The following is a 12,193-nucleotide window of genomic DNA, read 5'->3' on the forward strand; positions in this document are numbered from 1 at the left end:
ATGAATAATGAAGCTTTAATAGATTCTTTTTTAGATTTTAAATATGAAAAAAAAATAGATAGAGTTAACTTAATAGCTATTTTGGAAGAATCTATACGATGTGTATTGAAAAAAAAATACGACTCTTCCAAAAATTATGATATTATAGTAAATCCAGATCAAGGAGACTTAGAAATTTGGAGAAACAGAATAGTAGTAAAAGATGGATTTATTAAAGATAAAAATAAAGAAATAGAATTATATGAAGCAAAAAATATTGAACCTGATTTTGAAATAGGTGAAGAAGTAACAGAGAAAGTTGAGTTAAAATCATTAGGTAGAAGAGCTATTTTATCATTAAAACAAAATTTATTATCAAAAATTAATGAATACGATAATACAAATATTTATAGAAAATTTAAAAATAAAATAGGAGAAATAATAAATGTAGAAGTATATCATATTTTACCTAAACATCTTTTTGTAAAGGATGAAGAACAAAATGAAATGATTTTACCTAAACAAGAACAAATCCCTAATGATTTTTTTAAAAAAGGAGATATAGTTAAAGCATTAGTAAAAAAAGTAGACTGGAAAGATAATAAACCTATTGCTATTCTTACTAGAAAAAATGAAGATTTTCTAGAAGAATTATTAAAATTAGAAATCCCAGAAATTTCAGAAGGTATAATAACAATTAAAAAAGTTACAAGAATTCCAGGAGAAAAAGCAAAGATTTCTGTAGAATCTAATGATGATAGAATTGATCCAGTAGGTGCTTGTGTTGGAATGAAAGGATCTAGAATTCATCCAATTGTTAGAGAATTAAAAAATGAAAATATAGATATTATTAATTACACTTCAAATATTCAATTATATATAACTCGTTCTTTAAGTCCTGCAAAAATATCTATAATGGAAATTAATGAGAAAAAAAAATGCGTTAATGTATATGCAAAAATAGAAGAAATATCTAAAGCAATTGGAAAAAATGGACAAAATATAAAATTAGCAACACAATTAACAGGTTATAAAATAAATATATTTAGAGATAACCATTATGATGATGATGTAGAATTGTCAGAATTTTCTGATGAAATAGATAAAAAAATTTTAGAAAAATTTCACAAAATTGGACTAAATACAGCAAAATCTGTTTTAAATTATGAAAAAAAATATTTAATTGAAAAAACAAATATTGAAGAAAAAGTTATAAAAAAAATAGTTTCTATATTAAAAAATGAATTTGAAGGATAATTAAACAATATTTATCTTTTAAATATTGTTTGTCTTGTTAAATTTTTATTTTAAATTTTTATTTTTGTTCTTATTCATTTTTTATTAAAATATATGGTTGATAAAATTAGACTAAAGACAATTTTAACTAAATTTAATATATCATTAAAGAGAGTAATTAATTTTTTACGAAAAAATGGTATTAAAATAGAAAATAATCCTAATACAAAAATAGAAAAAAAAGTATATAAATTTCTTATTAAAAAGTTTAATAATTATAAAAGAATTAGAAATGATTCAGAAAAAATATTTTTACAAAAAAAAATAGAAAATGAAAAAATAAAAAAAGAATTATTAAGATCAATAAAAATTAATAGTAAAATTAATTTTAAATTTAAGAATTACAATTCTATAGAAAAATATGAAAAAATAAATGAAAAATTGAAAGAAAAAAAAATAGAAAAAAAATTACCTGAACACATAGATACTGTATATAAAAAGTTAGATGGTGTTATATTAACTGGAGATAAAATAGATCTTTCTAAATTTGAAAAAAGAAAAATAAAATCAAATTTTAAAAAAAAACGAAAAAGAATAAAAAAAGAAATACCATTTAAAAATAAAAATAGAAAAAATAATACATTTAAAAATTTTTCAGAAAAAAATTCAGAAAAAAAATTTAATAAAAAAGTAAAAATTACAGATGAACAAATAAAAAAACAAATTAAAGAAACTTTAGAAAAGTTATCATATAAAGGAATAAAATCAAGATATAAAATAAAAAAAGAAAAACGTCAAAGCAAAAAAGAAAAAAAAATAATAAAAAATAAAATAGATAATAAAAAAGAAAAATTATTAAAATTAGCAGAATTTACTACAGTTAATGAACTATCATCAATGATGAATGTAAATCCAACTGATGTTATTATGTCATGTATGTCTTTAGGAATTATGGTAACTATGAATCAAAGATTAGATGCGGAATTAATAACTTTAGTATCAGATGAATTTGGATATAATGTAGAATTTGTAGGTTTAGATTTAGAAGAATTTCATCAAGAAAAAGATTTAGAAAAAGATTTGAAACCTAGACCTCCTATAATTACTATTATGGGACATGTAGATCATGGGAAAACATCTTTATTAGATTTCATAAGAAATACAAACGTTATTGCTGGAGAATCTGGGGGTATTACTCAACATATAGCTGCATACAGTGTAGAATTAAATGATAACCAAGGAATTACATTTTTAGATACTCCTGGACATGAAGCGTTTACTGCAATGAGAGCAAGAGGAGCTCAAATAACTGATATAGCTATTATAGTAATAGCATCAGATGATCAAATAATGCCTCAAACTAAAGAAGCAATAAGTCATGCTCAAGCAGCAAACGTACCTATTATTTTTGTTTTCAATAAGATTGATAAACCAAATGCGAATACAAATAGAATTAAAGAACAATTATCAAAATTAAATTTTTTAGTAGAAGAATGGGGAGGTAAATATCCAAATCAAGAAATATCAGCAAAAACTGGAAAAGGAATTAAAAAATTATTGGAAAAAGTTATTTCAGTTTCAAACTTATTAAATTTAAAATCAAATCCTAATAAGTTAGCAATAGGTACAGTTATAGAAGCTTCTTTGGATAAAGGAAAAGGTTATATAACAACTGTACTTGTTCAGGGAGGTACTATAAAATTAGGTGATTATGTTTTAGCAGGAATAAATCATGGAAAAGTAAAAAATTTATTAGATGAAAGGGGTAATTCTATATCATTTGCTGGTCCATCTAAACCTGTTACTATAGTAGGATTAAATGGTGCACCTACTGCAGGTGAAAAATTTAAAATTTTTTCTAATGAAAAAGAGGCTAAACAATTAGCCTCTAAAAGAGAACAATTACAAAGAGAACAAAATATACGTTCTCAGAAACATTTAACTTTAGATGAAATAGGAAGAAGGATTTCTATAGGAGATTTTAAAGAATTAAAAATAATTATAAAGGGAGATGTAGATGGATCAGTTGAAGCAATAGCTGATGCTTTACAAAAATTATCTAAAAGTAACATTATGATTAATATCCTTTATAAAGGAGTTGGACAAATTACAGAATCAGATATATTATTAGCTAGTGCATCAGATGCAATTGTAATAGGATTTAATGTAAGACCTAATATAGGAGCAAAAAATATATCAAGAAAAGAAAATATAGAAATAAGAATTTATTCTATTATATATAATGTGATTAATGATGTTAAAGAAGCAATGGATGGTATGTTATCTCCAGAAATAAGGGAAAAAATATTAGGAAATGCAGAAGTAAGAGAAATATTTGTAATTTATAAAGTTGGTACAATTGCTGGATGTATGGTTATAGAAGGAAAATTATTAAGAAAATCAAAAGTAAGATTGATACGAGAAGGTATTGTTATTCATAATGGAGAATTTATATCATTAAAACGATTTAAAGATGATGTAAAAGAAGTAAATAAAGGATATGAATGTGGAATAAGATTAAAAAATTATAATGATTTAAAATCTGGAGATATCATAGAATCTTATGAAGAATTTTATTCATCAAAATCTAAATAATGATAAAAAAACAATATTATGTATAGAACACATAATTGTGGTGAATTATCTGAAAAAGATATTAATAAAAAAATAATACTATCTGGATGGATTAAAAAAATTAGAAATTTAGGAAATATAATATTTATAGATATTAGAGATTATTTTGGAATTACACAATTAGTAATTAACAAATCATTAATAAGAAATAATTTAGGAAAAGAGTTCTTAATAAGAATTAATGGAAAAGTTGTAAGTAGATCTTCAAAAAATAATATTCTATCTACAGGATCAATAGAAGTATTAGTATCAAAAATAGAAATATTAAACAAATCACTTATACCTCCTTTTATTATAGAAGATAAAACAGATGGAACTGATAAAGATAGAATGATTTATAGATATCTTGATATAAGAAGATCTATTATAAAAAATAATTTAATATTTCGTCATAAAATAATGTTAGAAATAAGAAGATTCTTATCTTCTAAAGATTTTATAGAAATAGAAACTCCTATATTAGTTAATTATACCCCTGAAGGGGCTAGAAGTTTTTTAGTTCCATCTAGGAATTATCAAAACAAATTTTATGCATTACATCAATCACCTCAAATATTTAAACAATTACTTATGATAGGTGGAATAGATAAATATTTTCAAATAATAAAATGCTTTAGAGATGAGGACGCTAGATATGATAGACAAATTGAGTTTACTCAAATTGATTGTGAAATGTTATTTGTAGATGTTATTGATATATTAAAATTTTTTGAAAAATTTGTAATACATATTTTTACCAAATTTAGTAATTTTAAAATTACAAAACCTTTTGTATCTATTCCTTATTATAAATCTATTAAATATTATGGTACTGATTGTCCAGATATACGTTTTGGAATGAAATTCAATGAATTAAATTTATTAGTAAATAAAGAGAATATTAGTATATTAAAAAAATATGAATTAGTAATTGGTATAAAAATAGAAAGTTTTAATTATTTTCCTATAGATTTTAAAAAAAACAAAATTGAAAATAAAAATATTTTTTGTATAAAACATAAGTCGGAAAAAAAATTTTTATTATATAACAAAAAAATATTAAATTACGATGAAATAAACATTTTTTCTAAATTTTTTAATACTAATCCAGGGGATTTTATATTTATATCTTATGGAAAAAAAAATGAATCTAGATTTTTATTAAAAAAAATACGTAATGAAATAATTAATAATTTATCTAAAAAAAATGATTTTACATTTAATCCAATATGGATAACAGAATTACCAATATTAAAATTAGATAGTAATAATAATTATAAGTCTGTACATCATCCTTTTACATCTCCTATAAATGAGGATATACATTTATTAAAAAAAAATCCAGAAAATGTTCGTTCTAAATCTTACGATTTAGTAATTAATGGTGTAGAAGTAGCTAGTGGATCTATAAGAATTAATAAAAAAAGTATACAAAAATTAATTTTTAATCATTTAGGTTTTTCAAATAAAGAAATACAACAAAAATTTGGATTTTTTATTAAAGCTTTAGAATACGGAACACCACCACATGGTGGAATTGCATTTGGTTTAGATAGATTAATTTCTTTATTAAAAAAAGATGATAATATAAAAAATTTTATTGCATTTCCTAAAAATAGTTCCGGTAAAGATATAATGACAAATGCTCCGTCTTAATATTAGTTTTAAGAATGTTGTAAGTTTTTATTCCTTTTATATCGTAAACAAGATTCTTTATATGAGATTAATGCATATTTTCTACTTTTCCATCCATTTATTTCTATTTTTTTATTTTCTAAATCTTTATATACTAAAAAAAAATGTTCTATTTCCTTTTTTTTATGTGAATTAATATCATTTATATCATTAATTATATTGTAATTTGGATCAGAAATTGGGACACATATTATTTTTTCATCTTTTTTTTTGTCATCTATCATAGAAAAAATACCAATAGGTTTAACTGTTATTAAACATCCTGGAATAGTAGGTTCAGTTAATAAAACTAATACATCCATAGGATCATTATCTGTAGACAATGTTTCTGGAATAAAACCATAATCTGCCGGATAATTCATAGGTGAGTATAATACTCTATCTAATCGTATTTTATTATATTTTTGATCAAATTCATATTTATTTCTACTTCCTTTAGGAATTTCAATTAATACATCAAATATTACCATTATTTTTTTATTTTTGTATATATATTAAATTTTTCTAAATAATAAGCAACTTTTTTTACAAATCCACCTCCTAAAATTCCATCTATAACTCTATGATCATAAGAATGAGATAAATAAATTTTATGCCTAATTTTTATATAATCTACTCCACTATTTTCTATTATAGATAATTTTTTATGAATCAATCCTATTGCCATAATTGCTACTTGTGGTTGATGTATTATTGGTGTTCCAAAAAGATTACCAAAACTTCCAATATTACTTATTGTATATGTTCCATCCTTAGTTTCTTCAGGTTTTAATTTATTTAATTTGGCTCTTTTAACTAAATCATTTATAATCTTTATCAATTCAAATAAATTATAAAAATCGGCATTTTTTATAACGGGGACAATTAAATTACCATCGGGTAATGCGGTAGCAATTCCAATATTAATATTTTTTTTTATTATTATATTAGTTTCATTTACGGATATATTTATCATAGGTAGATCTTTTATGGCTTTTATTACACATCTTACAAAAACAGACATTATTGTTAATTTTTCTCCTGTTTTTTTTTTAAAAGATTCTTTTAAATTTTCTCTCCACTTAACAATATTTGTTACATCTGCTTCAACAAAAGAAGTTACATGTGCTGATGTTTTTTTACTGTATATCATATGATCCGATGTTATTTTTCGTATTCTATTCATTTTTATAATTTTTTCGTTAAAATTATTTTTTTTTGATTTATACAATAAAATTTTTTTTGATTTTTTATTTTTTATATATGTTAATATATCATTTTTAGTAACTCTACCTTTTATACCTGTACCATTTATTGTTTCTAATTCATAAAAATTAATTTTTTCTTTTTCAGCAATTTTACGTACAATAGGGGAATAAAATATTTTATTATTTTCTTTTTTTATATAAAATTTTATTTCATTTTTTTTATCTATTTTTTTTGATGTTGTTAAAGTAGCTATAATACATCCTATTTCAACTATATCATTTTTATTATAAAATTTTTTTTTTAAAAATCCATTTATTGGAGATGTTATTTCTGAATTAATTTTATCGGTAGTTATTTCTACTAATATTTCTTCTTTTTTTATAAAATCTCCTTCTTTTTTTAACCAACGAATGATAGTTACTTCATTGATACTTTCACCTAAAGAAGGAATGGTAAGATTATATTCGCACATTTAAATTTATCATTATTATCTTTATATTATTTTCCATATGTACATTTTTTATAAAATTATATTTTTGCATATATATAAATCAAAAATAATAAATTCATTTTAAAAAATTTAAAAAATGAAAATTTTTTCTTTAAATCAAATTAAAAAAGCCGATCAACATTGTATTGATTTCGAACCAATTTCTAATTATAATTTAATGGAAAGAGCTTCAAAAAAATGTTTTGATTGGATAATAAAAAATAAAAAATTATTTGAAAATTTTAATTTTCCATTTATTATTTTATCAGGAAATGGAAATAACGGTGGCGATGGTTTATCTTTGGCTAGACGATTATATATTTTTGGAATAAAAGTCTCTGTATATATAATTAATATTTCTAGTCATTATTCTAATGAATTCTTAATAAACAAAAAAAAAATATTAAAATATAATATAAGATGTATAAATATATATGAAAATGACGAATATCCTTCTTTATGTGAAAAAAGTTATATTATTGATTCAATAGTTGGCGTAGGATTTAATAAACCTCTTAATAAATATTGGGAATCATTCTTTAATTTTATAAATAAAAAAAATTTTTTATCTATTTTATCTATAGATGTACCATCTGGTATGTTTATTGACAATAATGAAAATTTTGATAAAATTATTAAATCAAATAATATTATCAAATCTGATTATATATTAACTTTTCAAGTTCCAAAATTACCATTTTTTTTACCTGATTATAAAAAATATGTAAAAAAATGGTATATTTTGAATATTGGATGGAAAGACGAATTTATAAAAAAAATATATACAAAAAATTTTTACATAGATAAAAAAGTTGTTTACCATATGAAAAAAAAAAGAGAAAAATTTTCTCATAAAGGAAATTATGGTAATGGAATTATTATAGGAGGTTCATATGGAATGATAGGATCTATAGTACTTTCTGGAAAAGCTAGTTTTAAATGTGGAATTGGAAAACTAAATATATTTGTTCCAAGTTGTGGATACGATATAATTCAAAACAATATATTTGAAGCAATTGTAAAAACTGATAAAAATAATAATTATATAAGTAATATAAATATTCCAGAAAATATAAATTCAATAGGAATAGGAATGGGAATGGGAGTTAATAAATTTACTGTTAATGCATTTAAATCATTTTTAATATATATTAAAAAAAAAAAAAGATTTATACCTATTTTAATAGATGCTGACGCTATAAATATATTATCAAATAATTTAAATTTATTAGACTTTCTTCCAAACAAAACTATTATTACTCCACATCCTAAAGAATTTAAAAAATTATTTGGTTCGTGGAAAAATGATTATCATAAATTATATATTCTAAAAAAAATGTCTAAAAAATATAATATGTATATAATATTAAAAGGTGCATATTCTATAATTTCTACTCCTTATGATGAACTTTATTTTAATAGTACAGGAAATCCAGGTATGGCAACTGCTGGTAGTGGAGATGTTCTTTCGGGAATGATTTTAAGTTTTCTATCTCAAGGATATTCACGTAAAGAATCATGTATTATGAGTGTTTACTTACATGGATTAGCAGGAGATATTGCCTCTAAAGAAAAAAATGAATGTTCTATTATTGCTACAGATATTGTAAATTATATACCAAAATCCATTAAAACAACTTTTTAAAAAAAACTTCATATAAGTTATAAAGAATAATATTAATAATTATTAAAAAGCATATTCTATATAAAAAATCTCCATGTTTTGTATAAAAAGTTTTTTTTGAATTAGAATATATTTTATTTTTTAAAATACCTTCTTTTCCATAATCTATTTTAGAAATTATATTTCCTGTATAATCAATAAAACAAGAAATTCCAGTATTAGCTGATCTAGCTATATATTTTCTATTTTCAATAGCTCTCAAACGTGCATAATATAAATGTTGTTTACAACCCTGTGAATTACCCCACCATCCGTCATTAGTAATAACTACCATTATATTTGCATTTTTTTTAAAAAATTTAGAAACATATTCTCCAAAAACAGATTCATAACAAATTATAGGAGCTATATTTATTTTTGAATCATAATTATTAAATACAAAAGAATTATTTTGTTTTCCTAATTCTATTACTCCTCCACCAAAGTTTAGTAATATGTTTCCTATTATTGGATATAATATTTTTTTATATGGAAAAGACTCAACAGCTGGAACTAATTTAGATTTATGATGATATAAAAGATTTTTATCTGTAGATCTTATTTGAACAACTGAATTAAAAACATCAATCCATAAATTATTTTTTTTTAAAAATGGTTTAGAAGTCTCACTTTTATTTTTATTATTATAGATTGTTAATAATTCTAATCCAACTATAAATGTTGTATATGGGGATTTAATCTTGAAATAATTTATAAAGTTAGAAATTATTTCATTTTTTTTTAAATTATTAGTTATTGTCTTATTTTCATTACCAGGAAATGAAGTTTCAGGAGCTACAATTAACATAGATTTTTTTAAAAAATCTATATTCATTAATTTTTTAAATTTAATAATTAACTCTTTATTTGATAATTTGTATTTTTGGTTATATGAATCAATGTTAGGTTGTAATATTAATGTTTCAATACATTTATCATTTTTTATTTTTTTACAATTAAAATAAATAATATTTGATATAAAAATCATACAAAATATTATTGATATATTAATAAATAAATTTCTGTATAAAGAAATTAAATTATTATTTTGTTTATATTCAATAATTGAATTTATAATTCCAATATTTACAATCCATATCCATATAGTCCCACCTAACACTCCAGTATATTCATACCATTGAATCCATTCAATACGATTTGAAAATCCATTCCCTAAATTAAGCCATGGCCATGATAATTCCCATTCTAAATGCATTTTTTCAAATAATATCCAAAAACATATTAAAAATATATATCCTAATTTAGGTAAATCTGTATTTTTTTTAAAAAATGAGTAAGTTGTAAATACAACAGACATCATTATAGAATTTATAGTTACAGGAATTAGATACGCTTCTATAGCAAAACTACCATCAGATCTTTTTGCATAATGTAACCACCATGTAGAAATAGAATTCCAAATTAAAAAAGAAGTAAAAGAAAAAAATAATATATAAAAATAACTCTTTTTATTTAAAAATTCTTCCAAATATAATAATGGAACAAATGCTACAAATAAATAAATAGGATCACCATTGGTTGGCCAACCTATACTTAATAAAAGTCCAGAAAATATACTATATAAAAAAGATTGAGTTTTACTTATTTTTATAATTTTTTTTTAAAATGGAGTTGGCGGGATTCGAACCCGCGTCCAAACAAGTAAAATAAAAGCTTTCTACATATTTATCCAAAAAAAATTTTTCAATTTATATTCAGTTTTTGGAATCAAAAATATAAATCTACTATTCAAAATTAATCTAAAGAAAATTTAAGAATAATCAATTTTCTTAGTTCCTTATTTTTATTAAGTACCTTCATAATACAAAAATCATAAGGAAAAAATTTTTGTGAAGATATTTTGCTATCATTAATATGATTATAGCTACTTATTAAAATAAGTTAAGCAGCAAAAGCGTATTCTTTTTCGCCGTTTATATTTTGTAATAAATTTTTTACGTGAATTTTATTACAGTTACACGATATGCTTACTTTTATTAAATCATGATGTCAATTACCATATAACAACCCCCTTAATTTTATTACAATATAAAAAAATTTTTTTTAATTTAAATAAAATTTCTTAATTTTTTTTTATCTAAAACTAGATTGATTGTATGCGTCAATTCTAATAAATAAAAATGTTAATATAGTAAAAGATAAAAAAGATGAGCCACCGTAACTAAAAAATGGTAATACAATTCCAATCGTAGGTAATAACCCCATAACCATACCTAAATTAATAAAAAAATGAATAAAAATAATATTTCCAACTGAATAACCTAAAACTCTTCCAAAATAATCTTTTTGTCTTTCTGATAAAAAATATATTCTACCTATAAATAATAAATAAAATATTATCAATATTGTACTTCCAATAAATCCCCATTCTTCTCCTACTGTACAAAAAATATAATCAGTATGTTGCTCTGGAACAAACTTACCTTTTGTTATTGTTCCTTTATGAAATCCTTTTCCAAATATATTTCCAGATCCAATAGCAGTTTTTGAAAATAATAAGTTATATCCTATATTATCTCTATATTTTTTGTCAAATTCATTTTGAAATAAAATGTTAATTCTATCTTTATGATGTGGTTTTAAAAGTTTTTTAAAAAAAAATGGAGAGAAAATAGATAAAAAAGAAAATAACAAAAATAGAAAAATATTTTTATATATTTTTCTATTCTTAAAGAATAAGATAATAAAAATTATTAATAAAAATGGAATAATAAAATAATATGGAACAATTAATGAAAGTAAAAATAATAATATAGAAAATATACAATAAAATATAAAAATAAGAGAAAGTCCTTCTCTATATAAAGTTAAAAAAAAAGAAGAAAAAATTATTGATGATCCTGGATCAGGTTGTATAAATATTAATATAGATGGAACTATTAATATTAACATAATTAAAAAAAATATTTTTTTATTATTTATGTTATATTTTTTTAATAAATAAGCAATAATTAAAGAAGTTGATATTTTAGATAATTCAGATGGCTGAAAATTAATGTTTCCTATAACATACCATGATTTTGATCCATTTATGTCTTTTCCAAAAAAAAATACACCTATTAAAAGAGATAATGTAATTATGAAAAAAAATGGAGAAAAATTTATATAATGAATAGGTTTAAATATAAAAATTATAAATATTGATATAAAACTAAAAATAATCCAAATTAATTGTTTTTCAGCTTTTTCATTAGATACAGAATATAAATTTATATAACCAAAAATAGTTATAAAAAAATAAATAATTATAATTTTCCAATCTATAATATAATTTCTATTTCTTCTTATTATTGGTATTTCTTGCATCT

8 protein-coding genes and 1 other RNA gene are annotated in these 12,193 nt (G+C 21.1%); 4 read left to right on the forward strand and 5 right to left on the reverse strand.

The window, feature by feature from the left end; all coding sequences use genetic code 11:
* The 3 genes from nusA (at nt 1) to aspS (ending at nt 5,484) form a co-directional block, all read left to right on the forward strand.
* Nucleotides 1-1,236: a transcription termination factor NusA gene (nusA, locus tag H0H34_RS00005; RefSeq protein ID WP_185873305.1), complete on the forward strand. Its 1,236-nt coding sequence runs from the start codon at nt 1-3 to the stop codon at nt 1,234-1,236.
* A 93-nt stretch (nt 1,237-1,329) separates the two neighbouring features.
* Nucleotides 1,330-3,810, forward strand: coding sequence for a translation initiation factor IF-2 (gene infB, locus H0H34_RS00010; protein WP_185873306.1), 2,481 nt, complete (start codon nt 1,330-1,332; stop codon nt 3,808-3,810).
* An 18-nt stretch (nt 3,811-3,828) separates the two neighbouring features.
* Nucleotides 3,829-5,484 carry an aspartate--tRNA ligase gene (aspS, locus tag H0H34_RS00015; RefSeq protein ID WP_185873307.1) on the forward strand — a complete coding sequence of 552 codons (1,656 nt, stop codon included), beginning with the start codon at nt 3,829-3,831 and terminating at the stop codon, nt 5,482-5,484.
* Between the two features lie 8 nt (nt 5,485-5,492).
* Here the strand turns inward: aspS and H0H34_RS00020 are convergent, their stop codons facing one another.
* Both H0H34_RS00020 and H0H34_RS00025 read right to left on the reverse strand, forming a co-directional pair.
* Nucleotides 5,493-5,993, reverse strand: coding sequence for an inorganic diphosphatase (locus H0H34_RS00020; protein ID WP_394798898.1), 501 nt, complete (start codon nt 5,991-5,993; stop codon nt 5,493-5,495).
* Nucleotides 5,993-7,183, reverse strand: coding sequence for a dihydrolipoamide acetyltransferase family protein (locus tag H0H34_RS00025; protein WP_185873308.1), 1,191 nt, complete (start codon nt 7,181-7,183; stop codon nt 5,993-5,995). The genes H0H34_RS00020 and H0H34_RS00025 overlap by 1 nt, the downstream gene beginning before the upstream one ends.
* Nucleotides 7,184-7,298: 115 nt before the next feature.
* Here H0H34_RS00025 and H0H34_RS00030 point away from each other — a divergent pair, with 115 nt between their 5' ends.
* Nucleotides 7,299-8,846: an NAD(P)H-hydrate dehydratase gene (locus H0H34_RS00030; RefSeq protein WP_185873309.1), complete on the forward strand. Its 1,548-nt coding sequence runs from the start codon at nt 7,299-7,301 to the stop codon at nt 8,844-8,846.
* Here the strand turns inward: H0H34_RS00030 and lnt are convergent.
* The 3 genes from lnt to rodA form a co-directional block, all read right to left on the reverse strand.
* Complete coding sequence (gene lnt, locus H0H34_RS00035; RefSeq protein WP_317167302.1) at nt 8,830-10,479, reverse strand: apolipoprotein N-acyltransferase; 1,650 nt, start codon at nt 10,477-10,479, stop codon at nt 8,830-8,832. The genes H0H34_RS00030 and lnt overlap by 17 nt on opposite strands.
* Nucleotides 10,480-10,488: 9 nt before the next feature.
* Nucleotides 10,489-10,896: a transfer-messenger RNA gene (gene ssrA / locus H0H34_RS00040) on the reverse strand.
* A 62-nt stretch (nt 10,897-10,958) separates the two neighbouring features.
* On the reverse strand, nt 10,959-12,191 hold the full coding sequence (gene rodA / locus H0H34_RS00045) for a rod shape-determining protein RodA (RefSeq protein ID WP_238785454.1): 1,233 nt from the start codon (nt 12,189-12,191) through the stop codon (nt 10,959-10,961).
* Between the last annotated feature and the right edge of the window lie 2 nt (nt 12,192-12,193).

The sequence above is a fragment of the Blattabacterium cuenoti genome, from assembly GCF_014252375.1.
In the GTDB taxonomy this organism is placed as follows: domain Bacteria; phylum Bacteroidota; class Bacteroidia; order Flavobacteriales; family Blattabacteriaceae; genus Blattabacterium; species Blattabacterium cuenoti_AH.

Bases quoted from the DNA above. Each gene is read 5' to 3' on its own strand.
- H0H34_RS00030 (WP_185873309.1), top strand. From the start codon at position 7,299: ATGAAAATTTTTTCTTTAAATCAAATTAAAAAAGCCGATCAACATTGT.
- rodA (WP_238785454.1), bottom strand. From the start codon at position 12,191: ATGCAAGAAATACCAATAATAAGAAGAAATAGAAATTATATTATAGAT.
- aspS (WP_185873307.1), top strand. From the start codon at position 3,829: ATGTATAGAACACATAATTGTGGTGAATTATCTGAAAAAGATATTAAT.
- infB (WP_185873306.1), top strand. From the start codon at position 1,330: ATGGTTGATAAAATTAGACTAAAGACAATTTTAACTAAATTTAATATA.
- H0H34_RS00025 (WP_185873308.1), bottom strand. From the start codon at position 7,183: ATGTGCGAATATAATCTTACCATTCCTTCTTTAGGTGAAAGTATCAAT.
- nusA (WP_185873305.1), top strand. From the start codon at position 1: ATGAATAATGAAGCTTTAATAGATTCTTTTTTAGATTTTAAATATGAA.
- H0H34_RS00020 (WP_394798898.1), bottom strand. From the start codon at position 5,993: ATGGTAATATTTGATGTATTAATTGAAATTCCTAAAGGAAGTAGAAAT.